We start from the raw sequence: 25998 nt of genomic DNA on the forward strand, positions 1-25998 counted from the left end.
TTCCGGCGCGTCGCCGATGTCGGTGGCCGGTGCCAGGATCAAAGGATGCCGAAGACCGGTCGCATCCAGCGCGACGACAGCCTGAATCCCGCGAAGCCCCGCACACAGGGTCCGCTCGTGCTCGTCGCGGCCCTGGTGACGGTCGTGCTGTGGGCGTCGGCGTTCATCGGCATCCGCGGTGCGGGTCCGCACTTCGACCCCGGCGCCCTGGCACTGCTGCGCATGGCGGTGGGCACCGTGGTGCTCGCGATCATCGCGGTGCGCCATGGCATCCGTCTTCCCGAGCGCCGCCACTGGTGGCTCGTCGCGGTGTGGGGCGTCGGCTGGTTCTGCGTCTACAACCTCGCGCTCAACGCCGCCGAGCGCACCCTCGATGCGGGCACGGCGGCGATGGTCGTGAACCTCGCACCCCTCATGGTGGTGATCTTCAGCGGACTGTTCCTGCGCGAGGGCTTCCCGAAGCCACTCATCATCGGGCCCCCGATCGCGTTCCTCGGCGTGGTGCTGATCGGCATGAACTCGTCGACGAGCGAGGGGCCCGACATCACGGGGCTGCTGCTCGCGCTGCTGGCCGCCGTGATGTACGCCGGCTGCACCCTGCTGCAGAAGCGCCTGCTCAGCGTGGGCACCGATGCGACGACCCTCACGTTCCTCGGCGCGGCCGCCGGCACCGTCGCGCTGCTGCCCTGGGTGGGAAGCCTGATCGGCGCGCTGCAGACGGCACCTCTCGACTCGACGCTGTGGGTCGTCTACCTCGGCATCTTCCCGACCGCGATCGCGTTCACGACCTGGGCATATGTGTTGCAGCGCAGCACGGCAGGGCAGACCTCGGCCACGACCTACGTCGTTCCCGCGATCGCGATCCTCATGTCGTGGGCGATCCTCGGCGAGGTGCCGACGCCGCTCATGTTCGTCGGGGGCGCGCTCTGCCTGCTCGGCGTGCTCGTCACCCGGATGCGCTGGAGCCGCCGCGCGCGCTGACGCGCGATCGACTTAGGCGTAGCGCTCGAGCGCCCCCGACTCAGCCGGCGGTTCCACCGAACTCCGCAAGCGCGATCCAGGCGAGGTCAATAACGCACCGCGCACGCCCGTTTCGGCTGCAAAAGTGACCCCGCACCGCCAACCAGGTGCACTAGTGACCCCGCACCACCAGCGATCCACGCGGGGCCAATAACACACCGCGCACGCCCGTTTCGGCTGCAAAAGTGACCCCGCACCGCCAACCGGGTGCACTAGTGACCCCACACCACCAGCGATCCAGGCGAGGCCAATAACGCACCGCGCACGCCCGTTTCGGCTGCAAAGGTGACCCCGCACCGCGCGAAACGCGCACCTCAGCGCGGCGACACCGACCGGCGCTGACGGATCGACCCGCGCTGTGCCTCGACGCTCGCGAGCATGTCGCCGGCGAGCTTGCGCTTGAGTTCGAGCGACTCTCCGATCTCGGCGGCGAGCCTCGGGCGGGTGCGGATCAGCTCGTCGATCGTGGCGAGCGGCAGCACGAGAACGGTCAGTATCTCGCCCGCCACCGTCACGGCCTGTGTCCGCTCGCGGGTGAGCGCGGTCTGACCGATCAGGTCGCCCTTCTCCGCCGATGTGAACTCGACGCGACCGCCATCGACCTCGATGGCGAGCACCGCCCGGCCCGACACGACCACCCGCACCTCGTCGGGAACGACACCGCTGGCGAGGACGACCTCGCCGACGCCGTAGCGCTCGAGGTGCGAGTTCTGCGTCATGGCCTCGATATCGTCGTCGTGCAGATGCAGCGTGCCGGCGATCTCGGCGAGCGCCTCGGCGAGGCGGCCGGGCTCGGCGATCGGGTCGGTGGCGTCGCCGTCGAGCGCGAATCCACGCCGCCGCGCCGCATACCAGACCCACGACAGGTACATCGAGAGTGCACGTCCGGCATCCGCGGGCCCCGCGACCGGAATCGAGACGCCGTACGCCCCACCCCCCGAGTAGCTGACCGACGCCCGCTCGCGATCCGCGAGCATCGGCAGGGCATCGGCGACCTCGACGAGCAGCGCCATGACCTCGTGAGGGGGGTCATCGGTCGCGAACTTCACATCGGTGGACGCCGAGTACGGCCCGTCCGGTTCGGAGAGGTTCGTGAACGACGCCCCCGAGAGGCTCGAGTTCGGGACGATCTGGATGCCGGAGCCGGTGTCGATGTGCACGGCACGCCAGTTGACCTCGACCACGCGGCCCCTGACGCCTGCCGCATCGAGGAAGTCGCCGATCTTGAACGGCTGCTCGAACAGCAGCAGCAGGCCCGAGATGACGCCGCCGACCGCGTTCTGCAGTGCGAGGCCGATCACGATCGACCCGACGCCGAGGGCCGTGAACAGGCCGCCCACGTCGGCATCCCACACCCACGAGAACAGCAGCGCGAGGCCGAGGGCGACGAGCACGAGACGGGCGATCTCGACGAAGATCGTCGGGATGCGCTTGCGCCACGAGTCCTCGGCCGCGTTCGCGAACAGAGCGACGTTGAACGACGACAGCAGCAGCAGGATCACGAGGAACCCGAAGATCGTCGCGGCGACGCGGGTCCAGACCTGGTCAGCGGGCGACTGGATTGCGAAGGCCAGCAGCGCGAACAGCGCGCCGACGGGAATCACCCCGTTGCGCAGCAGGCGCAGGGGTCCCGCGAGCGGATTGTTGCGGCGTCGGAGCCCGTTGATCAGCTCGGTGAGGACGACGAGCAGCACCGGCACGCCGACGGCGAGGGCGATGACCCACCAGCCCCAGCCGTCGCGGAACGCGTCGTCGAGCATGTCAGCTCACCTTCCAGACGGTCTCGCTCTTGCCGTGCGCCTCGACGGTGCCCGCCTCGGTGAAGGTGAAGATCTCGCGAGTGCGGTCGTAGACCGTCTGGCTCACGTACACGCCGGGCTCGCCGGTCACCGAGCGCACCCGATAGGCGAGGTTCACGGCGTCACCCCAGAGGTCGTAGGCGAGGCTCGTCCGCGCGACGAGTCCGCTCGTCACGGTGCCGGTGTCGACGCCCGCGCGCAGGCCGATCGATGACCCGTTCTGCGCGTTGAATCGCTCGACGACGCCGAGCAGGTTCTTGGCGAAGTCGACGCTGCGGCGCACGTTGTCGACGCGCGGAACGATCAGCCCGGACGAGGCGAGGTAGCCGCCGCGAAGGGTGCGGACCTTCTCGACGCCCGCCTTCTCGGCCGCCTCGTCGAAGCCGCGCATCAGGGTGTTGAGGTGGCCGATCTCCTGCTCGGTGGTGAGACCGCGGGCATAGTCGTCGAAGCCGACGAGCTCGGCGAACACGACGGACACGTTCTCGTGCGCCTCCGAGATCGCCTCGTCACCCTGCTTGTACTTCGCAGCGACGCTCTCGGGCATCAGCGTGAGCAGGAGCTTCTCGTTCTCGGCCTGCTGCTCGTCGATCAGCTCCTGTTTGATGCGCAGGCTCGACGCCATGTCATTGAACGCACTGCCGAGATCACCGAACTCGTCGCGCGCACCCTGCGGCACCTGCACGTCGAGATCGCCCTCGGCGACGCGATGGACCGCACCGACGAGCCTGTGCACGGGACGCGTGAACACCTGCGCGAGCAGCAGCGACAGCAGCGAGACGCCCAGCAGGATGCCGAGCAGCGACAGCAGCACCGTGCGGGTGAAGTCACTGACCGGCGCGAATGCCTCCTCGGAGTCGATCCGCGCGATGATCACCCAGTCGAGCCCTTCGACCTCCAGTGGCGCATAAGCCGTGACGCTCTCGCCGCCGAGATAGTCCCGGCCCTCCGTGGTGCCGGAGCGGCCTGCCTGGGCATCCGTCACCGCCTGCGTATTCACCTGCTGCAGCAGCACAGTGCCGTTGACCTCGACCGCCCGCTCGGCGACGCTCGGCGGGACACCTCCGTCGATCGCGATGTCGGCGTACGTCTCGGGGTCCTCGATGAGTCGGCGTGAGTTGCTGCGCATCAGGTCGTCACGGCCGACGAGGTAGACCTCGCCGGTGTCGCCGAGCCCCTGCTCCTTCCACCCCTCCGACCCCGTGGTGAGGTCGTTGATCGTGTCGAGGGCAACCTGGAATGCGATGGCGCCCGTGATGCCGCTGTCGTTGCCCACCGGCGAGACGACCCAGATGGTCGGGACGTTGAGCGAGGGGATCCAGCGTTCGAAGTCGGTGAGGATCACGGTGTTCACCGAGTTCGTCGCGATGGCGTCCGCATACGCGCCGGCGAGCACCGTGTCGCGGTACGGCCCGGTCAGCAGGTTCGTGCCGAGTTCCGGTCCCTTGTAGGCCGAGAACACGACGTCGCCGTCGAGGTTCAGCAGCAGCGCATCCTCGTACCCGGCCTCCTTCACGAGTCGGGTGAAGTAGTCGCCGTACCGCACCGATGCCTCGCCGTACAGTGTTCCGTCACCCGGGTCGTTGTCGTTGAGGAGGGTGTCGTAGTCGGCGTCGAAATCCTGGTTCTGCATGGTGAAGTGGGCCTGCAGGTGCTGCCCGCCCACCGAGTCGGGGATGAAGGCGCTGTCGCCGTACTCATCGCCGGTGCGTCCTTCGAGCTGGGGGATGAAGACGTCCTTGTAGTACGTCTCGAGCTCTGCGCGCTCGCCCGGCTCCGGCTGCTCCTGCTGCAGTTCCTCGAAGCCCTCGTTGATCGCGGTCGAGAGGTTCTGCGCGCTGAGGTTGCGGGAGTTCAGCGAGGCATCGCGTTTGACCGTCTCGAGGGCATCCGTGATCTCGGCCGCCCGCATCGAGCGGATCGTGATGAGCTGATCGACGGCTGAGGCGTGAAGTGACTCGCGTCCATTGATGAAGCCGATCGCACCCACGATCACCGACGAGACGAGACTCACCGCCAGGAGCATGATGAGGAGCTTCGACTGGATGCTGAGGCCGGCCCTCCCCCGCCAGGACCGCTTGCGTGGCTCCGTGGTCGTCGATCCTGCCGTGCCCTCGCTCATATGCCCCTCCCGGCCGCGCGATGTGCTCTCCCGCTGACGCTATCGACATATCGACATATCGGTCTAGCGTCCAGACACTTCGCGACCGATAAAGTGTGCGCGGAGGCGAATATGACGACCTGGTGGCCCTTTGCACGACTCGCAGCAGCCGTGCTCGGACTCGCGGCGATCATCGCGCAGCTGGCGCGCAGCATCCAGAACGCGCTGAACGCCACGACCGAGTGGGGCCAGCACATCCCCACTGTCGCGGCGAACTTCCTCAGCTTCTTCACGATCCTGTCCAACGTGCTCGCGGTGATCGTCCTGACGATCGGCGCGATCTGGGCGCTGCGACACCGCCGCGACGCCGCGCCCGAGCCGACATGGTTCGCGATCGTCCTGGCCTGCGTGAGCACCTACATGATCGTCACCGGCATCGTCTACAACACGCTGCTGAGAGGCGTCGAGCTGCCTCAGGGCGTGACCGTGCCGTGGTCGAACGAGGTGCTGCATGTCGTCATCCCGCTGTTCCTCCTCGCCGACCTCCTCTTCGCCCCGCGCCGTCGGGCGCTCGGTTGGAGCGCCGTCGCCATCGTCGCGATCTTCCCGATCGTCTGGGTCGTCTACACGATGATCCGCGCGAACCTCATCATCGCCCCCGCCACCGGGGAGGCCTGGTGGTACCCGTACCCGTTCCTCAACCCGCACCTGGTGCCCGGCGGCTACCTCGGCGTCTCGGGGTACATCGTCGGCATCGCGATCGCCATCATCGGCGTCGCGTGCTTGGTGGTCTGGATCGGCCGCCGGCGCGGCAGCACGACGGACACGGCTAGCGGATCGCGCTCTCAGGGCTGAACACCGAGAGCACCGGAGCGCTCACCTGCTGCGGTGTCGTGGCCACGGCCGCCCGCGCATCGAGAAGTCGACCGGGAACCCGGTCGCCGCGGAGCTCCTCCCGCATCGAGGGCTCCAGTCGATAGAGGCGAAGCGCGAGCCACAGCAGCGTTCCGTCCACGCCCAGCGCTGAAGGGTCGACGTCGATCACGCCGCGCCTGCGTGAGAACGGATGGCGCCACCTCTCCCGATAGCTGACGGCCCCGGGGCGCACGGCGACCTTGAGCACCATCGAGTTGTTCATGCCGACGCCGACGTCGATGCTCTGGATGTCGTCCCAGTGCACCTCGGCATCGAGGTGGAAGGTCGCCGATCCGAGCCCGCGGGGATGCAGGAACAGTCGCCGAGGCTGCCGCAGTGAGATCAGGTGGCTGACGATCGGACCGAACACCGCCCAGACGACACTCCCCGCACCCCTGACGGTCATCGCGGCGACCGCGAAGGTCGACGCCGCGGCGAGCGCCGCGACCAGCGTCATCGCGGGCGCCAGCTTCGATCCGGGAAGAAGGATCCCCCCGGCGACGCTCGCACTCGCCCGACTGATGTCCTCCGCGCTGACGCGTCGGCGAGACAGAGTCGTGAGCCACAGCGTCACCGCGATCACCCACCAGAGCGCGGGGACGGCGATGAGCACACCCAGGATCGGGCGCATGGATGCGGTGTCCTGCAGATACATCCAGATGCACAGCACAGTGGCGATGGCCGCGAGGATCACGTTCAGCACGACGACGGCCACCCACAGCGGTCGTCCGATCGAGTACTCGAGCGCACTGCGCGGCATCGTTCTGGGCTGCTTCATCGTTCCCGCATCATCCGAAGATCGAGACCTCAGCTAATCACGGGTTCATCGCGCCTGCCGATATACGCGTCGCCGCGCGCATCCGTATCCGGGCCGGAGCGGGAAGACCGGATGCGGTTACGCTGGTCGACGGGGGATCGTCGACGCGTCCCCGTGGGAACGAGGAGACACACCGATGAACGAGCCCTACGCGCCCGGCACCTCCGCAGGTGCGACGCCGCCGCCTCCGCCGGCGCCCTCCACGCAGTCGGTCCGTCCGGCACCACCCGCCCCGACGACCGGCGCATCCGCCGCGGCGGGCCCGGCGCCGGAAGCCCCCGCCGCATCGTCGTCGGCGTCGAAGAAGTCCGAGGCGCCCACCGAGGCCGAGCTCCGCCGCGCGAGCGAGGTGCTCAAGACGGTCTCCGACGCGTACTCCGCGAAGATGGTCGGCCAGGAGCGGCTGCGCATGAGCCTGCTGATCTCGCTGATCGCGGGCGGCCACATCCTGCTCGAGAGCGTTCCGGGGCTCGCGAAGACCACCGCAGCGAGCACACTGGCCGACACGGTCAAGGCGCAGTTCAAGCGCATCCAGTGCACCCCCGACCTGCTGCCCAGCGACATCACCGGCAACCAGATCTACGACGCGGCGACCGGATCGTTCCGCACCGTGCTCGGCCCCGTGCACGCCAACTTCGTGCTGCTCGACGAGATCAACCGGTCGAGCGCCAAGACCCAGAGCGCCATGCTCGAGGCGATGCAGGAGCACCAGACCACGATCGGCGGCGAGGTGCACCACCTGCCGAAGCCGTTCCTCGTGATCGCGACGCAGAACCCCATCGAGCAGGAGGGCACGTACGAGCTGCCCGAGGCCCAGATGGACCGCTTCCTGCTCAAGGAGATCGTCGAGTACCCGAGCCCCGCCGAGGAGTTCGAGATCCTCGGACGCATCGACTCGGGCGTGCTCGACCCCGACCGTCACGTCTCGAGCGCGATCAGCCTCGACGACGTGCACATGCTGCAGGACGTCGCGAGCCGCATCTACGTCGACCCCGCGATCCGCAACTACATCGTCTCGATCGCCTACGTCACCAGGAACCCCGCGCCCTACATCGGCGAAGACCGCGCCCGCTTCATCAAGTACGGCGCGAGCCCCCGTGCGAGCATCGCCTTCCTGCAGGCGTCCCGCGCCCTGGCTCTGCTGAACGGTCGCGCTCACGTGCTGCCGGAGGACATCCGCTCGCTCCGTCACCTGGTGCTGCGCCACCGCGTGCTGCTGACCTTCGAGGCCGACGCCGAGGGCATCCGCAGCGAGGAGATCATCGACCAGATCTTCGCATCCGTGCCCACGCCCTGATCCCGCCATGGCCAGCCTGATCACCCAGGTGAAGAGCAAGCTCTTCATCCACTCGTCGCGCAAGTCGCTGCACGCGCTCGACGGCGCCTACGCGTCGCTGCTGCACGGCCGCAGCCTCGACTTCGAGGACCTGCGCAAGTACGAGTACGGCGATCAGGTGCGCGACATCGACTGGCGCGCCACGGCCCGACTGGGCACGCCGCTCGTCAAGAGGCACCGCGCGATGCGGATGCACACGATCCTGTTCGTGGTCGACACGGGAAGGTCGATGGCGGCCCTCGCGCACGACGAGAAGTCGAAGAAGGATCTCGCGATCCTCGCGACGGGCGTGCTCGGCGTGCTGGCTCTGCGTCACGGCGACGACTTCTCGCTCGTCTACGGCGATTCCGACCGCGTGCGGCGCCGTGCGCCCGGACGCAGCGAGGGCGCGCTCGAGCACGCGCTGCGCACGATCGACCAGGCGATCGATTCGAGCACCGCGTCGAGCGACCGCGACGCCCTGCTCTCGTACGTCACCCGCACGATCTCGCGGCGCATGATCGTCTGCGTGATCACCGACGAGGCTCCCATCACCGACGAGACCGAGCGGATGCTGCGCCGACTGCGCGTGCAGCACGACGTGCTGTGGCTCACCGTGAGCGACGCCGATCCGGTGCTCGACCACACCACGAACACGATCCGCAGCGACGTCGACAGCATGTGGGAGGTGCCCGACTTCGTGCAGGGCGACCTCGACATCATCCGCGAGCTCACCGCCCAGACCGAAGCAGACGCCGCCCGTCTCGCCGAGGTCCTCAAGCGCATGGAGATCAGCCACAGCGTTCTGGCCGGTCAGGACGACGCCGTCTCGCAGCTGCTGCAGCTGCTGAATCGGAGGTCGAATGCCCGGCTCTGATGAGCTCTACCCTCCGGCCCAGTACGGCTGGGGCTGGATCCTGCTCGCCTTCGGCATCCTGATCGTGCTGATCTCGGCCGCCTGGCTGCTGGTCGCCCTCACGCGCCCCCGTCGCGATCTCACCCTGACCGGCGAGACGCAGGGGCCGCAGCTGCTCACCACGGACGTGCTGTCGCAGCTGCGCGTGGAGTACCTCGACCGCATCCAGCGCATCGAGGACGACTACCGCGCCCGCACGCTCTCGGCGCGCAATGCGAACCTCGAGTTCAGCCGCGTGGTGCGCACGTTCGTCAACGAGTACAGCGGACTCGAGGCTCCGGTGCTCGCGCTCGACGACCTGGTGTCGCGCGGGGTGCACCCTGCGCTGATCGATGCGATGGGTCGCCACTACTACCCCAGCATCTTCCGTCAGGGTCCGGCGATCGACCCGGTCGCCGGTGCCGAGGCCGCGAGAACGGTGGTGCGCACATGGCACTAGCGAACTGGTGGCTGATCCTCGTCGCCGCGGGCGTCGTGATCGTGGCGATCGTCGTCGGCGTGGTCGTCGGGCTGCGCAGCGGCGCGAAGACCGAGGCGCACGAGCGGGCTCGCGTCGCCCGTGCCGAGCGCCTGCGCGCGCTGCCGACCTTCCGCACCGCGCTGAACCGCCGAGTGCTCGCACTGTCGGGAATCCTGCTGCTCGGCGTGATCGCGGCTCTCTCCGCCGGTGTCGTGTCGGCGCGACCGATGTCGTCGCAGACGATCCAGCCGGTCAACACGAGCCGCGACATCATGCTGTGCCTCGACGTCTCGGGATCCATGCGAGAGGTCGACGTCGAGGTGCTGACGGTCTTCGAGGAACTCCTCGAGGACTTCGAGGGTGAGCGCATCGGCCTGACGATCTTCAACAGCTCGCCCGTGCAGATCTTCCCGTTGACCGACGACTACGAATTCATCCGCGGCCACCTGCAGAGCATCCGCGAGAGCTTCGACTTCAACGAGTCGATCCCCGAGCACTGGGTCGGCACGCTCAACGGCAACGGCGCATCGCTGATCGGCGACGGCCTCGCCGCCTGCACGATGGCGTTCGACCACCCCGACGACGAGCGTTCGCGGTCGATCATCTTCGCCACCGACAACGAGGTCAACGGAGCCTCGATCGTGACGCTCGACGAGGCCGCCGCCTACGCCGATTCGATCGACGTGCGGGTGTTCGCGCTCAACCCCGTGCAGGGCAAGGACGCCGACGTGAGCGCCGAGCTCACGAAGGCCGCCGAGGCCACGGGCGGCGCCGCCTACGGTCTGCGCGACACCACCACCGTCAGCGACATCGTCGAGCAGGTGCAGGAGCAGGAGGCGACCGAGCTGAAAGGTCAGGCGCAGGTCGTCTGGACCGACACACCCGACCTCTGGATCGTCATCCTGATGATCTCGATGCTCTCCTTCATCGTGGTGCTGTGGAGGGTGAAGCTGTGATCTTCCAGCCCGTGCTCAATGTCTTCCTCCTGGTGCTGCTGTGCGTGCCCGTGGCGGCTCTCGCCGTGATCGCCCTGACGAAGGCGAAGGGCAAGGACAAGGCGCTGTGGGTCATGCGGCTCGTCATGCTGCTGGCCTGCTTCTTCATGTTCCTGCGACCGGGGATCCCCGGGGGAGTCACGCAGACGCTCGCGACCGACACCGACATCGTGCTCGTCGTCGACACCACCGCGAGCATCGTCGCCGAGGACTGGGACGGCGATCAGCCCCGCCTCGACGGTGTGCGGGCCGACGTGCAGACCATCGTCGACGAGTACCCCGGAGCCCGCTTCGCACTGATCACGTTCGACGCCTCAGCCGACCTGCGGATGCCGCTCACCACCGACACGACCTCGCTCGTCTCGTCGCTCGATGTGCTGCGGCCCGAGGTGACGAGTCAGTCGCGAGGCAGCTCGATCGGCCTCGCGAACCAGCTGCTCGCCGACACCCTCTCGAACGCGGCGGCCGCCTCTCCCGACCGCTCCCGCATGGTCTTCTACTTCGGCGACGGCGAGCAGACCGTGACCTCGGCGCCCGAGCCCTTCGATGGCAGCAGGAGCTTCACCGACAGCGGAGCCGTGCTCGGCTACGGCACCGCCGAGGGCGGCCCGATGCAGCTGACCACCGGCGGCCTCGACGGATCGGGCTCGGGCGAGTACATCGAGTACCAGGGGTCGAACGCGCTGTCGGTGATCGACGAGGGCAACCTCGAGGCGATCGCGGCCGAGCTCGGAGTCGAGTACCAGCACCGCACCGCAGACACAGAGCTGACGCTGCCCGAAGCACCGTCGACGACGACGAACTACGCCGAGTCCGGATCGGTCGGCAACGTCACCGAGCTGTACTGGATCGCCGCCCTCGTGGTGCTGGCCCTGCTCGGCGTCGAGCTCGCGCGGGCCAGCATGCTCGTCGCCCGGCTGCGCCTGCTGCGTGCGCCGTCCGCGCGCACCCGCCCCCGCGCCCGTCGCGAGAAGCGTCCCACCGACGGAGGTGCCGCATGACCGACCTGTCGACCCGCGAGGGCGCAGCGCCCACCGGCCCCGACGACCTGAGGGCGGCAGCCGCCGCCGCGCTGCTCGCCTCGAATCGGCGACGCCGTCGCATCCGCCGCTGGGTCGCGATCGGCACCCTGCCGCTGACGCTCGCAGCGCTGCTCTTCGTCGGCAAGATCCTGAGCATGTACGCCTTCGCGCACCAGTCGATCTCCGCCTACGTCGCCGACAACTTCTCGGGGTCGGAGTCCTCGGCGCGGGGCCAGGAGTTCCTCAACTGGTTCGAGCCCTACAAGGCGCCCTTCAACGTGGGCACGGCACTCGCCGGGGCCGAGATGCTTCCCGAGGCTCGCGGCAAGCTCGAGGAATCACTCGACCTCGCGACCGGCCTCGAGGTGTGCAGCGTGCGCATCAACCTCGCCCTGGTGATCGAGCGGATGGGCGATGCCGCCCGTGCGGACGGCGACGGTGCGGGCGCCGCCGCGCTCTACGGCGAGGCTCTCACGGTCACGACCGAGATGCCCGAGGAGTGCAACAGCGACGAGGCGCAGCAGCAGACCTCCGACCCCGACCGCGACCTGCAGGAGAGCAAGGAGGGCCTCGAGGACCGCCTGAAGCAGAAGCAGCAGAGCGAGCAGGAGGCTCCTCCCGAGGAGCAGCAGGGGGAGCCGCAGCCGCAGCCCTCCGAGGACAAGCTCGAAGAGCTCAAGGAGCAGCTCGAGCAGGGCACGCAGGAGCGCGATCAGCAGCAGGGCGACGACGGCGGCGGCTCGGGGACGGACAAGCCATGGTGATGGATCACGAGAAGCAGCGGGCGCGCTACGTCGCCGGCACCGAGGGGGCGCCGCCCGTCCCGCCGCCCGGCGGCTATCGCAACGCACGCCGTCAGTCAGGGGCCGTCACGCAGCCGCAGTACGGTGCACCGACCCCCGCTGCCACGGCCACCGCGACGGCATCCGAGACGAAGAAGCCGGCGAACGCGCTCGGGTGGATCGCCCTGGTCGTCGGCATCCTGTTCGCGGTGATCCTGCTCATCACGCTGGCCGTCGGCGCGACCGACACCCTCTACGGCGTCACCATGCTCGCTCTGCAGCTCGTGGTCATCGCCGTGATCGTCGGCACCCTCTTCACCGCGCGCGGTCGCACGCTCGCCGCGGTCGCCCTCGGGATCGCGCTCGTCTTCAACGTCGCCACGGTCGGCGGCATCGGCGCGCTGCAGACCTCGGCGTCCGGCAGCTACGACGGCATGAAGACCGAGGAGCAGAAGCACGAAGAGGCCTACCCCGGCATCAAGGGCACCGATCCGCAGGATGCTCTGCAGCAGCAGTCGCTCGAAGAGGTGCGGTCGGAGGCCGACGGTCTGTTCGCCGAGATCCGCGAACGCATCACCGCGGAGTACGGGTACGAGTGGGTGCAGGTCGGCGACGAAGACCTGCGTCCGGAGCGCAACGGCTACGGCGGGGAGTCGATGCTCGTCGAGTACACCTCGATCGGGTGGGCCACCACCGAGCCGATCCAGGACTACAACACCAAGCTCGACGTGATGGCGACGATCGACTCGGTCGTGGCCGAGCACGGGCTGCCCCCGCTGTACTCGTTCAACGGCGAGTTCTCGGGCATCGATCCGTCGATGATCGCGAAGCTCTACGGCAGCGAGGACCCCCGCGAGCAGCACACGTGGGAGTACTACACCGACAACTACCCCGACCCGATGCGGCTGTACGCCAACATCTACGACCTCTCGAACGATCCGACGGGCGACTTCCTCAAGACCCGCGAAGCGCAGAACGCCCGCACCGGAGAACCGCTCGAAGGCCTGCAGATGGTCGTGATCGCGAGCGCCGTGCTGAGCGAGGGCGACCAGGCGGAGTTCGAGGAGAAGTTGAAGGACTATCCAGGATTCCAGTGAACCCTGTCGCGTCTACCATTCCGGTGGTAGCGTCATGGCATGCAGACGACCATCGATAAGGCGGGGCGGATCGTGATCCCTGCACCGATCCGCGAGCGCCTCGGCATCCTTCCGGGACCGGTCGACATCATGATCGACGGAACGGGCATCCGCATCGAGGTCGCGGCCCCTGACGATCTCGTCGAGAAGGACGGACGCCTGGTCGTTCGCGGCAGCGGAACCACACTCACCTCAGACGACATCCGGGAGCTCCGGCTTGCCGACCAGCGCTGACCTGCTCCTCGATACGAGCGCGGCCGTCGCCCTGGTCACCGAAGACAGCACGGCCCACGACGAGGTCCGCGACGCCTGCGCCGGACTGATCCTCGGGCTCGCCGGTCATGCGCTGCTCGAGACCTACTCCGTGCTCACGAGATTGCCCGGCGGCAGCCGCCTCAGCCCCGCGGCCGCGAGCCGCGTGATCGCCCGGGAGTTCCGCGCATCCGTCGCCCTGCCCGCCGATGACGCCGTGCGCGCCGTGACCGAGTTGGCCGAAGCCGGAGTGGCCGGCGGCGCCGTGTACGACGGACTTGTGGCGCTCGCGGCACGCTCCGCCGAGATCACGCTGCTGACCTGCGACCGGCGCGCACTCGGGACGTATGCGGCGCTGAAGACGGACGTCCAGCTGATCTGACCCTCCCGCGATCGCGCCCGAGATCCCCTGGCTCTCCGCTCTGCTGCATCTAGGCTCGATCGCATGAGTCTCACTTCGCGCAGATTCGACAGCCGTCGTGGCGTTGCCACATCCGCTCTCATCGCGGTGTCAGCGCTGTTGCTGACCGGGTGCGTCGGCGGGCAGCGACCCGATCCGACGGAGGTCGTGAGCGAGTACCTCACTGCCATCGCCGAGGGAGACGCGACGACCGCGACCGCGCTCGACAGCGCAGCCGTCGAAGCCGAGCACGCGAACTCGACGACCGCCGACGTCGGCGACTTCGAGACGCTGCGCACCGACGCCGTGCTTCTCGGCGCCGATGGCCGGATCGAAGACGTCGAGGTGCAGCCTCGCGCAGCGAAGATCGGCGACGACGAGGATCTGCGCCGCGTGACGTTCTCCTACGTGCTCGACGGCGAACCGCACGAGTCCTCACTGCAGGTGCGGTGGGACGACGAGGCATCCGAGTGGACTCTCGAGCAGTCGTTGACACTCGCTCTGTCGATCGCCGCGGTGCAGAGCAAGGTCGTTCTCGAGCCCGCTCCGTTCCGCATCGCCGGCATCGATGAGATCGTCGCGCCGGACGCGACCGACGCCCCTCTGCTGTACCTCGTCTACCCCGGCGAGTACACGATAGAGGCCGCCTTCCCGTCGGAGCTCCTCCGCCCCGGCGCCGAGGGCACGCAGACCATCGTCGCGGACATCCCCGGAGATGCCCTGGTGCAGTTCGACGTGAGCGAGCTGCCCTCGCGCTAGCGGCAGTCAGGACGCGAGCGAGAGCCCCGCGGCGAGCGCGAAGCCCAGCACGGTCGCGAGTCCCGTGACCTGCTTGGCCTTCTCCTGAGCATCCGGCACCATCGAGTCGACGAGCATCACCAGCAGGGCACCGGCCGCGAAACCGCTCGCGCCGGCACGGAAGTCGTCGCCCGTGGCGCTCGCGAGCCCGAAGCCTGCGACCGTCGCGAGTGCGCAGATCACCGAGATGCCCGCCCAGAGCAGCAGCACACGCGACTTCGCCATGCCGCCCTTCAGCAGGTCGGCGGCAGAGCCGATCGACTCGGGAAGATTCGAGACGACGATCGCGACGACCAGCGCGATGCTCACCGGTTCCCCCGATGCGAGCCCGATGCCGAGCACGAGTTGTTCCGGGATGCCGTCGAGCAACGCCCCGAGCGCGAGAGGCACGCCGGCCCCCGAGCCCTGATTCTTCGACTTCGCAGCCCGCGCGTCGAGGATCCGGTCGGCGATGAAGTACGCCAGCGCGCCACCCACGACGCCGACGATGAGCGGGATGGGGCCCGCGAGATCCAGCCCCTCCTCCCACAGCTCGAACGCGATCGATGCCATCAGGGCACCCGCGCCGAAGCCGAGCACGATGCCGAGCCAGCGCGGCGGCCAGGTGCGCAGCAGCGCGAGCGCCGCACCGATGATCAGAGGCGACGCCGCGACGATGCCCCACAGAATCGCTCCGCCCATGTGCCGCCTCCTTCAGAGACACTCTGCCACCGGGCGGGCGGAAACCGCAGAGGCGTCGACCCCGATCCGTGCGGTGCGCGGTTCAGTCGACCGGGACGCGATGGATGCCGAGGTCGGTGCGCCCGGGCAGCAGGTCCTCTCGAAGCGCGCGGGTGCCGTGATACTCGCCGTCGCGGAGTCGGCGATACGGGCTGCTCGGCGATTCGTCGCGGATCCCGACGAGCCGTTCGACGAGCCGCGCGCTCTCATGTTCGATGCCCGCAGGCGACAGCCCGTCGGCGTCATGGACGACGTGCAGATCGAGCGGCTCTATGCCGGTGTACCAGAGGGTGCCGTGCGTCACGGGGAACAGCAGCGAGTCCAGGTCTCCGCTCACGCCCCGTTCTCCGATCGAGCGGTCGTCCTCGCCCGCCGTGACGATCACGAGGGCTCGACGCCCCGAGAGCGGACCCTCGCCGTACCGCAGCGGAAGACCCGTCTCGGGGTCGGTGGGACCGTACGCGAAGCCGTTGGTCAGCACGCGATCGAACCACCCCTTGAGGATCGCCGGCGGCCCGTACCACCACAGCGGGAACTGCAGCACGACGAGGTCGGCGGCCCCGAGCTTGCGCTGCTCCTCGGTCACATCCGACGGCAGCTGGCCCGCGGCATAGGCCTCGCCCATGAGGTCGACGACGCTGCCCTCCCGCCCGAGCGGCTCGCCCAGGTCAGGGGCGGCGAGCACGGGATCGAAACCCTGACCGTACAGATCGGTGATCTCCACGTCGTGGTCGCGCGACAGAGCCTCCACTCCGTCGCGGAACAGCCGGGCGTTGAACGAGTTCTCCTGGGGGTGGGCGTAGATCCAGTGGACGGTCGGGCGTGATGCGGACAACGGAGGGCCTTTCTTCAGCGGGGGTCGAGGATCGGAGGCTTCGGAGCGCGTCTCCAGAGCGGCAGGAGCGCAGCGGCGACGACCATGCCGGTCGCGACGAGGAGAGCGACGACGAATCCTCGCGACCCGGTGATCGAGGCGATCGTGCCGAGAACGGCGATCCCGAGGCCGCCACCGAGGGCGAAGCCGACCTCCTGGATCGCCCCCACCTGTCCGGCGTCGTCTTCGGTGGTCACGTCGAAGAGGGTCGTCGCCGCGAGGGTCGCCGCGATCCCGAATCCCACGCCGACCAGCACGAGCGGAATCGCGACGAGGTCGACCCCGGTCGCCAGCCAGGCGAGGCCCGCCCCCTGCACCACGAGCGCGAGCACGGTCAGCGTCGGAGAGGTGAGCCACCGGAGGAACACCGGGGCGAGCACCCCGCCGAGTGCGATCGCCACCGCCTGCGGAAGGATCGCGATGCCGGCCTCGGCCGCGCTGAATCCCCGGGCATCCTGCAGATGCAGACTCACCAGCAGCACGGATGCCGTAGACACACCGCTGCTCGCCACGATGCGCACGATGGCGGGACTGAATCCCGGCACTCGGAAGAGTCGCATGTCGATGAGGGGCTCGCGCAGAGTCCGCTGACGGCCGATGAAGAACACGAGCGTCACGACCGCGACGACTCCGGCGACGCCCGCGGCGAGAGGAGCTGCGAGCACCTCGTGCAGGGCGAAGACGAGAGCCCCGAGGGCGACGATCGACGACAGGATGCTGAGGACGTCCCACGACGGAGGCCGCGAGCTGCGGGAGTCGGGAACGAGCCAGATCGCGAGCACCCCCGCGACGACCGCGAGCGGCACGCTGCCCAGCAGCAGCCAGCGCCACCCCGGACCCTCGGTGACGATGCCACCGAGCACCGGCCCCAGAGCGCTGCCGGCACCGAAGGTCGCGGTCCACAGCCCGTACGCCAGCACGCGCTGCCGTGCGTGATAGTGCGCACCGATCGTGGCGACGACCCCGGCCACGACGAACGCCTCGGCGACGCCGAGGAGCGCGCGCACGACGATCAGCAGCATCCCGTCGTGGGCGAATCCGCCGATGACGTTGAGCACGGCGAAACCGGCGAGGCCGAGCAGCACGATCCGCTTGCGTCCGAACGCATCGCCGATGCGGGCGGCGACGATCAGCGTCGCAGCCAGCGAGAGCGCATACACGTCGACGAGCCAGAGGGCGCCGCTGTCGCTCAGGACGAGGTCGCCGCGGATGGCCGGCAGCGCGGTCGACATGCTGCTGATCGCGAGCGCGCCGATCAGGATGCCGAGAAGCAGGGGGATCATGGCGAGCCACGGATGCCGAGCCGTACGAGGTGGGGCGGCTGCCGCGGGGAGAGGGAAGGTCACCGCCTCAGTCTCGCGCCGCAGGTACACTTCAGACAAGTACGGTCATTCAGGGTACATAGTGACCGTGTGGATACCATGACGCAACGGAAGGCAGACCGATGAGGGAGAAGACGGAGCGCATCGTCCGCGAGTGGGGAGACGCGTGCGACGCCGAGGTCTCGATCGCTGTGCTCGGCGGCGCCTGGAAGCCCAGCATCCTCAGCCTTCTCGGCGAGCACGAGGTGCTGCGGTTCGGCGAGCTCAGCAGGCTGCTCGACGAGCCCACCGCCCGCGTGCTGACCCGCCAGCTGCGCGAGCTGGAGGACGACGGCCTGCTCATCCGCACGGTCTATCGGCAGGTCCCCCCCAAGGTCGAGTACCGGCTGAGCGACCTCGGCCGCGGATCGATGCCCCTCGTCGAGGCGCTGACCGACTGGGGCGGTCGCTACGCCGCGCACCAGCGGCGCGAGCTGGCACAGCCTGCAGCCGAATCCACGCCGCTCGACGAACTCGAAGCCGCCGACGCGCGCTGACTCGCACTCCGTCCGAAACAGCCGACACGCCGCCGATAGACTGGGAACCATGTCCAAGGTCCTCCAGTCACTTCCCGTCGGCGAGCGCGTCGGCATCGCCTTCTCCGGAGGACTCGACACCTCCGTCGCCGTCGCATGGATGCGCGACAAGGGCGCCGTCCCCTACACGTACACCGGCGATCTCGGGCAGTACGACGAAGACGACATCGAGTCGATCCCGGGCCGCGCACTCGAGTACGGCGCCGAGGCCTCGCGCCTGATCGACTGCAAGACCGCCCTGGTCGAAGAGGGCCTCGTCGCCCTCTCGTGCGGCGCCTTCCACATCCGCTCGGGTGGCAAGACCTACTTCAACACCACTCCCCTCGGCCGCGCCGTCACGGGCACGCTGCTCGTGCGCGCCATGAAGGAAGACGGCGTCGACATCTGGGGCGACGGCTCGACCTACAAGGGCAACGACATCGAGCGGTTCTACCGTTACGGCCTGCTCGCCAACCCGCGCCTGCGCGTGTACAAGCCGTGGCTCGACGCCGACTTCGTCACCGAGCTCGGCGGCCGTAAGGAGATGAGCGAGTGGCTCCAGGCTCACGACTTCCCGTATCGCGACTCGGTGGAGAAGGCGTACTCCACTGACGCCAACATCTGGGGCGCGACGCACGAGGCCAAGACCCTCGAGCACCTCGACGTCTCGCTCGAGACCGTCGACCCGATCATGGGCGTCAAGTTCTGGGACCCGTCGGTCGCGATCGAGACCGAAGACGTCACGGTCACCTTCGAGGCAGGGCGCCCCGTCGCCATCAACGGCGTCGAGTACACCGACCCGGTGGCGCTGGTGCAGGAGGCCAACACGATCGGCGGACGCCACGGCCTCGGCATGAGCGACCAGATCGAGAACCGCATCATCGAGGCCAAGTCGCGCGGCATCTACGAGGCCCCGGCCATGTCGCTGCTGTTCATCGCCTACGAGCGCCTGGTCAACGGCATCCTGAACGAAGACACCCTCGCGACGTACCACGAGCAGGGTCGTCGCCTCGGTCGCCTGATGTACGAAGGCCGCTGGCTCGAGCCGCAGTCGCTCATGCTGCGTGAGTCCATCCAGCGGTGGGTCGGGCTCACGATCTCGGGCTCGGTCACGATCCGCCTGCGCCGTGGCGACGACTGGACGATCCTCGACACCACGTCGCCGAACCTGTCGTACGGCCCCGAGAAGCTGTCGATGGAGCGCGTCGGGGACGCCGCGTTCGGCCCGGTCGACCGCATCGGACAGCTGACCATGCGCAACCTCGACATCGCGGACTCGCGCTCGCGCCTCGAGCAGTACGCCGGTCTCGGCCTCATCGGCGGCGCCACGGGCGAGCTCGTCGGCCGCGTCACCGCCGGCGAGTCCGGCGAGATCACGGGCGCCGTCGAGGGCTCGGTCTCCGAGGCCGATGAGAACCTCGCCGACGCCGTCGACACGGCCTCCGAGGGCGCGGCCTTCGACTCCGGCCTCGACTGACACGTCGTTTCTTCAGGAGGGGGCGGATGCTGCGGCATCCGCCCCCTCTTTTTGCGTCCGGCCTTTTTGCGTCCGGCGGTCGGCGGCCGTGTGCTCCTGTGAGTCCGCCGAGTTATCTTGCACACTTGTGTGCACATTACGTACGATGGATCCATGACCACCCGTGCTCCCCGCCGCGACTCCGTCGAGAACCGCGCCGGCATCCTCGACGCGGCCCGCGCCACGCTCGCCGTCGACCCGCGAGCCTCCATCGACGTCATCGCCCGCAACGCCGGCCTCTCGCGCCGCACCCTCTACGGCCACTTCGACGACCGTGAGGCACTGATCCGCGAGCTCATCTCGGTCGGCGCGCAGCGCTTCAACGCGATCGCCGAATCCGTGACCGACACTGATACTCGTCTCGCCCTCGCCCGTCTCGCCGCCCGGCTCTGGCAGGAGGCCGCGCACGTGCAGGTCGCCGCCGCCCTCGCCCTCGACGAGGCGCACGTCGAGCACACCGCAGAGGCCCTCGCCCCTCTGCGGCGCACTGTGGCTGCCCTCGCCGAGCGCGGCCAGAGCGACGGCAGCTTCCGCACCGACCTCTCCGCCGCAACGCTCGCGCGGCTCATCGAAGAGGTGGCCCGTACGGTCGTGGCGCGCACGGACGCCGCGAGCACCGGCGCCGACAACGTCGCCGTCCGTACACTTCTCAGCATCGCCGGGCTGTCATGGCGCGAAGCCGACGACCTGCTCACCATCCACCCCGAGATCGTCGCCACGCAGGAGATCAGCGCATGAGAATCACGCTGCACGAAGTCAGCAAGGGCCGCGGCGGCCAGGCGCTGCCGACGACGAGCCTCGAGTTCCACAGCGGCGCCGTCCGCTTCGCACTCGCAGAGACCGAGCAGCGACCCAGCGTGCTCGGCCTGATCGCCAGCGGACGGATGAAGCCCGAGACCGGTCGCGTCACCGTCGACGGCACGACGAACAACCGGATGCTCCGCCGAGCGGTCGCGCTCGTCGACGCCCCCGATGTCAGCGACCCGCACGCCGACATCACACTCGCCGGCGTCGTCGGCGAAGAGCTCATGTTCGCCGGGGTCGGAGCGACTCCACTGCATGCCCGCCGTTGGCTCACCCAGCTCGGCTTCGCGGAACTCGCCGGGGTGCCGATCGGCAACGTCGATCCGGCCGCGCGCGTGCGCATCCTGTGCGAACTCGCCGTGCTGCGCGAGGGCACCGAAGGCATCGTGCTCGTCTCGCCCGACCGCCATGGCGGCAGCCCCGACGGCTGGTGGCGCATCGCGTCGGAGTTCGCCGACCGCGGCTACGCCATGCTCGTGATCATCGGCGGATCCGCGGCGGTCGCCCTCGAGCGGATGAACGAGCTCGAGGCCATCAACGCCTCAGGCCCGGTGCAGCCTCTCGTGCTCGAGACGCCCGCCGCCGATCCCCACGCCCCGGCATCCGACGCCGACTCCCCGGCATCCGAGTCGGAGAACCCGGATGAGTCGGTCGACGCACCGCGCGCCGATGCCGAACACGCCGACGATCCCTCCGATGCTCTGGGTTCTCCCCCGTCGGACCCCCGGTCGTTGAGCGAAGACGGCGAAGCCGACCGAGACGAAACGCCAGCCACAGCCACAGCCACAGCCACAGCCACAGCCACAGACGCAGACACAGACACGACCGAGAACGGAGCCGAGCGATGAAGGTTCCCTCCATGATCGCCGCCGAGCTGCGGCGCCTCACCGCCAGCAAGATGGGCATCATCGCCCTGATCGCGCTCGTGTGCGTGCCGATCCTCTACGGCGGTCTCTACCTCTGGGCGAACCAGGACCCGTACGCCAAGTTCCCCGACGTCCCGGTCGCCCTGGTGGTCGACGACGAAGGTGCGGCGACCCCCACCACCGGAACGGATGCTCCCACAGGCGAAACCGTCAACTACGGCGAGGATGTCGCCGAGAACCTCATCGACGGCAACGCGTTCGACTGGCAGCGCATGTCGGCCGACGAGGCGGCGGATGCTCTCCGCGAGGGCACCGTCGACTTCACCGTCACGATCCCCACCGACTTCTCCGCCGCCCTGACCTCCGCCTCGGGCGACGCCCCTCATCAGGCGCGCATCGAGCTCGAGACCAACGACGCCAACAATTACCTGGCGTCGTCGATGGGCACGCAGGCTGTCGAGAAGATCCGCAGCTCCGTGGCCGAGATGGTCGGCAGCGAGGCGGCCGAGCGGCTGCTCACCGGGCTCAGCGATGTGCGCGACAACCTCGTCACCGCGGTCGACGGGGCGAACCGGCTCACCGACGGCGCGAACACGGCCGCCACGGGCAGCGCGACGCTGGCCGACGGCACGAGCCAGCTCGCGGCCGGCACCTCGCAGCTTGCCAGCGGTGCGACCACCCTCGCGTCGGGTGCGCAGCAGGTGAGCGACGGCAACCGCCAGCTCGCCGACATCGCCGATCGCGCGGGCTCCGCAGTGCAGCAGGCGACGAACGCGCTTCCTCAGGTGCGCGAGGACATCACCACTGTCCTCACCGACCAGGGCCTCACCCCTGAAGAGATCGACCAGGTGCTGGCCACCCTCGACCCGCTCGGCACGCGTCTCGAAGAGGGCAACTCGACCGTGCAGAACGCCGTCGAGAAGGTCGACCAGCTCGCGGCAGGCGCCGCCTCCGTGGCATCCGGCGCCTCACAGCTCGCCTCGGGCGCGCAGACCGTCGCGACGGGAGCGGCGTCCGCGAACGACGGCGCCGTCCAGCTGCGCGACGGACTCGGCACCCTCGCCTCCGGCACGGCCGAGCTGCGTGACGGCCTGGCCGACGGGGTCGAGCAGATTCCCGTATCGACCCCCGAACTGCGCACCCAGCAGGCCGACACCATCGCCGACCCGGTGAAGGTGTCGAGCGACAAGGTCGCCTCCGCCGAGGACTACGGCGCAGGGCTCGCTCCCTTCTTCGCCGCGCTCTCGGCCTGGATCGGCATCTACGCACTGTTCCTCATCGTCAAGCCGATCTCACGTCGTGCGATCACCGCCCTGCACTCCCCGATCCGCGTGACGCTCGCGGGCTGGCTGACCCCGGCCATGCTCGGCGCGGTGCAGATGCTCGGCCTCATGGGGATCCTCGCGATCACCCTCGGCTTCACGTTCAACAACCCCATCGGCACGCTCGGGGTCATGATCTTCGCGTCGGCGACGTTCGCCGCGATCATCCTGGCGCTCAACGTCTGGCTCGGATCGGTCGGGCAGTTCCTCGGGCTCGTGCTCATGGTGCTGCAGCTCGTCACGGCGGGCGGAACCTTCCCGTGGCAGACGCTGCCCGCGCCCCTCGCCGCCCTCCACCACGTGCTTCCGCTCGGCTACGTCGTCGACGCGATGCGGCAGCTCATGTACGGGGGAAACCTGGGTCGAGCCGGCTGGGACCTGGTGGTGCTGGGCATCTGGCTGGTCGGCGCGCTGCTGCTGGCAGCGATCGGCGTGACCCGGATGACGCACAGGCGCACACTGCGCGATCTGCAGCCGAGCCTCATCGGCTGAGCGCGGCCGCCACGAGAACAGGCCCCGGAATCCGAGGGTTGTGGGTAGTATTCCCAGAGTGCGTCCTTGGGACGCACTCTGGGACTCTCTGGGACTGAGTCCCACCCTGCCTTCCCGAAAGAGTTCTCGAAGATGACAACTGATTCGCCGGAGATCGTCGACCCTTCGCGCCCTTCACCGGGTGCGCGCATCGGCCGCATCGCCTTCATCGTCGTGGCCGCGATCGTCGTGGTCGCCGTCGCCGCCGCCTTCTTCGTCACCTGGACGATCCAACGCTCCTTCCCCCAGACCGACGGCGCCCTGCCCCTCGACGGCCTGGAGGCCGAGGTCACCGTGCAGCGCGACGACCGCGGCATCCCCACCATCACCGCCGACTCGACGCACGACCTCTTCTACGCCGAGGGGTTCGTGCACGCGCAGGACCGCTTCTTCGAGATGGACTTCCGCCGCCATGTCACGGCGGGTCGAGTCGCCGAGATGTTCGGGGAGTCGCAGGCGGGGACCGATGCGTTCCTGCGGACCCTCGGCTGGCGCAAAGTCGCCGAGGCCGAGGTCGAGGCCATGGACGACGTGACCCTCGGCTACTACGAGGCCTACGCCGACGGCGTCAACGCCTACCTCTCATCGCGCTCCGGTGCCGAGCTGTCGCTCGAGTATGCCGTACTGGGCATACAGAACCCCGAGTACGCGCCCGAGCCCTGGGAGCCCGCGGATTCCGTCGCCTGGCTGAAGGCGATGGCGTGGGATCTCCGCGGCAACGTCGAGGACGAGACCGAGCGGTCGCTGCTCGCGGCGGAGCTCGCCTCCGGTTCGGCGGACGCCGCAGAGACTCAGGCCACGCTCGACGCTCTTTACCCCGCTTATCCTTTCGACGAGCATCCCGTGATCGTCCCCGAGATCTCGACCGTGCCGGCCCTCGGGACGGATGCGGAACCTGCCGCGTTCACCACCGAAGAGAACGACGAAGAGAACGACGGGGAGATGCAGCAGGCCGCCACCACGATCGAGTGGCAGGAGGCGTCCGATGTGATCGAGGCGGCGAGCATCCTGGTCGGCGACGTCGGAGAGGGCATCGGCTCGAATTCCTGGGTGGTCTCGGGCGACCTCACCTCCTCGGGCATGCCCCTGCTCGCGAACGACCCGCATCTCGGCGCGTCCCTGCCCTCGGTCTGGTACCAGGTGCAGCTCAAGTGCAGCGAGGTCACAGACGAATGCCCGTTCGATGTGGGCGGCTTCTCGTTCTCGGGCCTTCCCGGCATCGTGATCGGCCACAACCAGCACGTCGCGTGGGGATTCACGAACCTGACCACCGACGTCACCGACCTCTACATCGAGCGGATCGAGGGCGACCAGTACTGGCGCGACGGCGCCCTCGTGCCGCTCGAGGAGAGCACCGAGACCATCGAGGTCGCCGGCGGCGACGACATCGAGCTGACCATCCGCTCGACGGTGCACGGCCCCATCATCTCGGGACTGACCGACGACTTCACGGCCATCGGCGACGACCCCGAACCCGGTCTCGCGGCCGGCGGTGCGATGAGCCCGGCACCTACCGGCGACGGCTCCGAGTACGCCGTCAGCCTGCGGTGGACGGCGCTCGACCCCGGCACCGCGGCGACGGCCATCTTCGCTCTGTCCACCGCGCAGGACTTCGAGGAGTTCCGTCACGCCGCTTCGCTGTTCGACGTTCCCGCCCAGAACCTCATCTATGCCGACACCGAGGGCAACATCGGCTATCAGACGCCCGGACGCCTGCCGATCCGCGGCGCTGGCGACGGGTGGATGCCGCAGCCCGGGTGGGACAGCAGCTACGACTGGACGGGATTCATCCCCTTCGACGAACTGCCGGTGTCGTACAACCCCACCTCGGGGTACATCGTGACCGCGAACAACGCGATCGTCACCGACGACTACCCGTACTTCCTCTCGCGGGACTGGGATTACGGCTACCGGGCAGCGCGCATCGCGCATCTGATCGAACGACGGGCCGCTGCCGGGCCGCTCACCGCCGAAGACATGCGCGAGATCCAGATGGACAGCGAGATGTGGATCGGCAAGCGCCTGGCATCCGCGATGGGCGACGTCGAGGTGAAGGGGGAAGGAACAGCGGATGCCGTCGATCTGCTGCGCTCGTGGGATGCGCAGAACGAGGCGTCCTCCGCTGCCGCGGCCTATGCAAACGTCCTGTGGTCGAACCTCGTGCAGAACCTGTTCGCCGAACGCGACGAGCCCCTGCCGATCGACGGTCAGGGCCGTCTGTTCACGGTGGTCGCCGACCTGCTCGACGACCCCGCCGATCCGCTGTGGACCAACCCGGCTCTCGACGTGTCGAGCATGGACGAGATGCTCGCGCTGTCGGCAGAAGAGGCCTACGACGAGCTCTCCGCCCTGCAGGGCACCACGGTCAGCGCCTGGAGATGGGGCGACCTGCACGCCATCACCCTGACGAGCGACACCCTCGGCTCGTCGGGGATCGCACCGATCGAGATGCTGTTCAACCGCGGACCCTTCGCCGTGAGCGGCGGCGCCTCGGTCGTCAACGCCACCGGGTGGGAGCTCGGCACGTCGTATGCGACGACCACGGTGCCCTCGATGCGGATGGTGGTCGACCTGTCGGACTTCGACGCCTCGACGTGGATCCATCTCACCGGGGCCTCGGGGCACGCGTTCGACGAGCACTACATCGATCAGACCGCCGATTGGGCGGCCGGGGTGCAGAAGCCCTGGGCCTTCTCGCGCACGGCAGTGGATGCGGCGGCCCGGCACACGCTCGTGCTGACCCCGGCGGGTTGAGCCTCCG

24 protein-coding genes are annotated in these 25998 nt (G+C 68.8%); 18 read left to right on the plus strand and 6 right to left on the minus strand.

Annotated features, from left to right (window positions below):
- Positions 1 to 45 precede the first annotated feature (45 nt).
- A complete protein-coding gene (locus ACQ4LY_RS04605) occupies positions 46 to 981 on the plus strand; it encodes a DMT family transporter (protein ID WP_431074852.1) in 936 nt (311 codons plus the stop codon).
- A gap of 353 nt (positions 982 to 1334) precedes the next feature.
- Here ACQ4LY_RS04605 and ACQ4LY_RS04610 read toward each other — a convergent pair whose 3' ends face one another.
- Positions 1335 to 2780: a mechanosensitive ion channel domain-containing protein gene (locus ACQ4LY_RS04610; RefSeq protein ID WP_431074853.1), complete on the minus strand. Its 1446-nt coding sequence runs from the start codon at positions 2778 to 2780 to the stop codon at positions 1335 to 1337.
- Position 2781: 1 nt separating this feature from the next.
- Positions 2782 to 4941, minus strand: a complete 2160-nt coding sequence (locus tag ACQ4LY_RS04615; RefSeq protein ID WP_431074854.1) for an adenylate/guanylate cyclase domain-containing protein — start codon at positions 4939 to 4941, stop codon at positions 2782 to 2784.
- A 111-nt stretch (positions 4942 to 5052) separates the two neighbouring features.
- Between ACQ4LY_RS04615 and ACQ4LY_RS04620 the strand changes: the two genes are divergently transcribed.
- Positions 5053 to 5775, plus strand: coding sequence for a Pr6Pr family membrane protein (locus ACQ4LY_RS04620; protein ID WP_431074856.1), 723 nt, complete (start codon positions 5053 to 5055; stop codon positions 5773 to 5775).
- On the opposite strand, the gene ACQ4LY_RS04625 is transcribed toward ACQ4LY_RS04620, so the two are convergent.
- Positions 5750 to 6613, minus strand: a complete 864-nt coding sequence (locus ACQ4LY_RS04625) for a hypothetical protein (RefSeq protein WP_431074857.1) — start codon at positions 6611 to 6613, stop codon at positions 5750 to 5752. The genes ACQ4LY_RS04620 and ACQ4LY_RS04625 overlap by 26 nt on opposite strands.
- A 175-nt stretch (positions 6614 to 6788) precedes the next feature.
- Between ACQ4LY_RS04625 and ACQ4LY_RS04630 the strand changes: the two genes are divergently transcribed.
- The 10 genes from ACQ4LY_RS04630 (at position 6789) to ACQ4LY_RS04675 (ending at position 14689) form a co-directional block, all read left to right on the plus strand.
- Entirely contained in the window at positions 6789 to 7949 is a 1161-nt protein-coding gene (locus ACQ4LY_RS04630; protein WP_431074858.1) for an AAA family ATPase, read from the plus strand.
- Positions 7950 to 7956: 7 nt separating this feature from the next.
- The gene (locus ACQ4LY_RS04635) at positions 7957 to 8844 is read left to right on the plus strand and encodes a DUF58 domain-containing protein (protein WP_431074859.1); all 888 of its coding nucleotides are present in this window, start codon (positions 7957 to 7959) and stop codon (positions 8842 to 8844) included.
- Positions 8831 to 9322 carry a hypothetical protein gene (locus tag ACQ4LY_RS04640; protein ID WP_431074860.1) on the plus strand — a complete coding sequence of 164 codons (492 nt, stop codon included), beginning with the start codon at positions 8831 to 8833 and terminating at the stop codon, positions 9320 to 9322. The genes ACQ4LY_RS04635 and ACQ4LY_RS04640 overlap by 14 nt, the downstream gene beginning before the upstream one ends.
- Positions 9313 to 10299 (plus strand): vWA domain-containing protein, encoded by a 987-nt coding sequence (locus ACQ4LY_RS04645; RefSeq protein WP_431074861.1) that lies wholly within the window; start codon positions 9313 to 9315, stop codon positions 10297 to 10299. The genes ACQ4LY_RS04640 and ACQ4LY_RS04645 overlap by 10 nt, the downstream gene beginning before the upstream one ends.
- On the plus strand, positions 10296 to 11339 hold the full coding sequence (locus ACQ4LY_RS04650; RefSeq protein WP_431074862.1) for a vWA domain-containing protein: 1044 nt from the start codon (positions 10296 to 10298) through the stop codon (positions 11337 to 11339). Before ACQ4LY_RS04645 ends, ACQ4LY_RS04650 begins: the two co-directional genes overlap by 4 nt.
- Complete coding sequence (locus tag ACQ4LY_RS04655; RefSeq protein WP_431074863.1) at positions 11336 to 12124, plus strand: hypothetical protein; 789 nt, start codon at positions 11336 to 11338, stop codon at positions 12122 to 12124. The genes ACQ4LY_RS04650 and ACQ4LY_RS04655 overlap by 4 nt, the downstream gene beginning before the upstream one ends.
- Positions 12124 to 13239: a hypothetical protein gene (locus ACQ4LY_RS04660; protein WP_431074864.1), complete on the plus strand. Its 1116-nt coding sequence runs from the start codon at positions 12124 to 12126 to the stop codon at positions 13237 to 13239. The genes ACQ4LY_RS04655 and ACQ4LY_RS04660 overlap by 1 nt, the downstream gene beginning before the upstream one ends.
- Before the next feature lie 39 nt (positions 13240 to 13278).
- Complete coding sequence (locus ACQ4LY_RS04665; RefSeq protein ID WP_431074865.1) at positions 13279 to 13512, plus strand: AbrB/MazE/SpoVT family DNA-binding domain-containing protein; 234 nt, start codon at positions 13279 to 13281, stop codon at positions 13510 to 13512.
- Positions 13496 to 13912 carry a PIN domain-containing protein gene (locus ACQ4LY_RS04670; RefSeq protein ID WP_431074866.1) on the plus strand — a complete coding sequence of 139 codons (417 nt, stop codon included), beginning with the start codon at positions 13496 to 13498 and terminating at the stop codon, positions 13910 to 13912. Before ACQ4LY_RS04665 ends, ACQ4LY_RS04670 begins: the two co-directional genes overlap by 17 nt.
- Positions 13913 to 13975: 63 nt before the next feature.
- Entirely contained in the window at positions 13976 to 14689 is a 714-nt protein-coding gene (locus ACQ4LY_RS04675) for a hypothetical protein (protein ID WP_431074867.1), read from the plus strand.
- Between the two features lie 6 nt (positions 14690 to 14695).
- On the opposite strand, the gene ACQ4LY_RS04680 is transcribed toward ACQ4LY_RS04675, so the two are convergent.
- The 3 genes from ACQ4LY_RS04680 to ACQ4LY_RS04690 form a co-directional block, all read right to left on the minus strand.
- On the minus strand, positions 14696 to 15409 hold the full coding sequence (locus tag ACQ4LY_RS04680) for a ZIP family metal transporter (protein WP_120494775.1): 714 nt from the start codon (positions 15407 to 15409) through the stop codon (positions 14696 to 14698).
- Positions 15410 to 15491: 82 nt separating this feature from the next.
- Positions 15492 to 16283: an NAD(P)H-dependent oxidoreductase gene (locus ACQ4LY_RS04685; RefSeq protein ID WP_431074868.1), complete on the minus strand. Its 792-nt coding sequence runs from the start codon at positions 16281 to 16283 to the stop codon at positions 15492 to 15494.
- Between the two features lie 14 nt (positions 16284 to 16297).
- Complete coding sequence (locus ACQ4LY_RS04690; RefSeq protein ID WP_431074869.1) at positions 16298 to 17668, minus strand: MFS transporter; 1371 nt, start codon at positions 17666 to 17668, stop codon at positions 16298 to 16300.
- A 98-nt stretch (positions 17669 to 17766) separates the two neighbouring features.
- Here ACQ4LY_RS04690 and ACQ4LY_RS04695 point away from each other — a divergent pair, with 98 nt between their 5' ends.
- The 6 genes from ACQ4LY_RS04695 to ACQ4LY_RS04720 all read left to right on the plus strand — a co-directional run bounded on the left by ACQ4LY_RS04695 (position 17767) and on the right by ACQ4LY_RS04720 (position 25991).
- On the plus strand, positions 17767 to 18180 hold the full coding sequence (locus tag ACQ4LY_RS04695) for a winged helix-turn-helix transcriptional regulator (protein ID WP_431074870.1): 414 nt from the start codon (positions 17767 to 17769) through the stop codon (positions 18178 to 18180).
- Between the two features lie 49 nt (positions 18181 to 18229).
- Positions 18230 to 19675, plus strand: coding sequence for an argininosuccinate synthase (gene argG / locus ACQ4LY_RS04700; protein WP_431074871.1), 1446 nt, complete (start codon positions 18230 to 18232; stop codon positions 19673 to 19675).
- Positions 19676 to 19828: 153 nt separating this feature from the next.
- Entirely contained in the window at positions 19829 to 20452 is a 624-nt protein-coding gene (locus ACQ4LY_RS04705) for a TetR/AcrR family transcriptional regulator (protein ID WP_431074872.1), read from the plus strand.
- Positions 20449 to 21366, plus strand: coding sequence for a hypothetical protein (locus ACQ4LY_RS04710; protein WP_431074873.1), 918 nt, complete (start codon positions 20449 to 20451; stop codon positions 21364 to 21366). Before ACQ4LY_RS04705 ends, ACQ4LY_RS04710 begins: the two co-directional genes overlap by 4 nt.
- Entirely contained in the window at positions 21363 to 23198 is a 1836-nt protein-coding gene (locus tag ACQ4LY_RS04715) for a YhgE/Pip family protein (protein ID WP_431074874.1), read from the plus strand. Before ACQ4LY_RS04710 ends, ACQ4LY_RS04715 begins: the two co-directional genes overlap by 4 nt.
- A gap of 132 nt (positions 23199 to 23330) precedes the next feature.
- A complete protein-coding gene (locus tag ACQ4LY_RS04720) occupies positions 23331 to 25991 on the plus strand; it encodes a penicillin acylase family protein (RefSeq protein ID WP_431074875.1) in 2661 nt (886 codons plus the stop codon).
- The last annotated feature ends 7 nt before the right edge of the window (positions 25992 to 25998 follow it).

Origin of the sequence: Microbacterium phyllosphaerae (assembly GCF_050628115.1) — a bacterium.
Taxonomy (GTDB): domain Bacteria; phylum Actinomycetota; class Actinomycetes; order Actinomycetales; family Microbacteriaceae; genus Microbacterium; species Microbacterium phyllosphaerae_A.

Excerpts from the sequence above, each read along its gene's own strand:
- ACQ4LY_RS04625 (WP_431074857.1), bottom strand. The coding sequence starts at position 6,613 with ATGAAGCAGCCCAGAACGATGCCGCGCAGTGCGCTCGAGTACTCGATC.
- ACQ4LY_RS04665 (WP_431074865.1), top strand. The coding sequence starts at position 13,279 with ATGCAGACGACCATCGATAAGGCGGGGCGGATCGTGATCCCTGCACCG.
- ACQ4LY_RS04635 (WP_431074859.1), top strand. The coding sequence starts at position 7,957 with ATGGCCAGCCTGATCACCCAGGTGAAGAGCAAGCTCTTCATCCACTCG.
- ACQ4LY_RS04640 (WP_431074860.1), top strand. The coding sequence starts at position 8,831 with ATGCCCGGCTCTGATGAGCTCTACCCTCCGGCCCAGTACGGCTGGGGC.
- argG (WP_431074871.1), top strand. The coding sequence starts at position 18,230 with ATGTCCAAGGTCCTCCAGTCACTTCCCGTCGGCGAGCGCGTCGGCATC.
- ACQ4LY_RS04645 (WP_431074861.1), top strand. The coding sequence starts at position 9,313 with ATGGCACTAGCGAACTGGTGGCTGATCCTCGTCGCCGCGGGCGTCGTG.
- ACQ4LY_RS04630 (WP_431074858.1), top strand. The coding sequence starts at position 6,789 with ATGAACGAGCCCTACGCGCCCGGCACCTCCGCAGGTGCGACGCCGCCG.
- ACQ4LY_RS04695 (WP_431074870.1), top strand. The coding sequence starts at position 17,767 with ATGAGGGAGAAGACGGAGCGCATCGTCCGCGAGTGGGGAGACGCGTGC.
- ACQ4LY_RS04655 (WP_431074863.1), top strand. The coding sequence starts at position 11,336 with ATGACCGACCTGTCGACCCGCGAGGGCGCAGCGCCCACCGGCCCCGAC.
- ACQ4LY_RS04720 (WP_431074875.1), top strand. The coding sequence starts at position 23,331 with ATGACAACTGATTCGCCGGAGATCGTCGACCCTTCGCGCCCTTCACCG.
- ACQ4LY_RS04615 (WP_431074854.1), bottom strand. The coding sequence starts at position 4,941 with ATGAGCGAGGGCACGGCAGGATCGACGACCACGGAGCCACGCAAGCGG.
- ACQ4LY_RS04705 (WP_431074872.1), top strand. The coding sequence starts at position 19,829 with ATGACCACCCGTGCTCCCCGCCGCGACTCCGTCGAGAACCGCGCCGGC.
- ACQ4LY_RS04680 (WP_120494775.1), bottom strand. The coding sequence starts at position 15,409 with ATGGGCGGAGCGATTCTGTGGGGCATCGTCGCGGCGTCGCCTCTGATC.
- ACQ4LY_RS04715 (WP_431074874.1), top strand. The coding sequence starts at position 21,363 with ATGAAGGTTCCCTCCATGATCGCCGCCGAGCTGCGGCGCCTCACCGCC.
- ACQ4LY_RS04660 (WP_431074864.1), top strand. The coding sequence starts at position 12,124 with ATGGATCACGAGAAGCAGCGGGCGCGCTACGTCGCCGGCACCGAGGGG.
- ACQ4LY_RS04675 (WP_431074867.1), top strand. The coding sequence starts at position 13,976 with ATGAGTCTCACTTCGCGCAGATTCGACAGCCGTCGTGGCGTTGCCACA.
- ACQ4LY_RS04605 (WP_431074852.1), top strand. The coding sequence starts at position 46 with ATGCCGAAGACCGGTCGCATCCAGCGCGACGACAGCCTGAATCCCGCG.
- ACQ4LY_RS04610 (WP_431074853.1), bottom strand. The coding sequence starts at position 2,780 with ATGCTCGACGACGCGTTCCGCGACGGCTGGGGCTGGTGGGTCATCGCC.
- ACQ4LY_RS04710 (WP_431074873.1), top strand. The coding sequence starts at position 20,449 with ATGAGAATCACGCTGCACGAAGTCAGCAAGGGCCGCGGCGGCCAGGCG.
- ACQ4LY_RS04620 (WP_431074856.1), top strand. The coding sequence starts at position 5,053 with ATGACGACCTGGTGGCCCTTTGCACGACTCGCAGCAGCCGTGCTCGGA.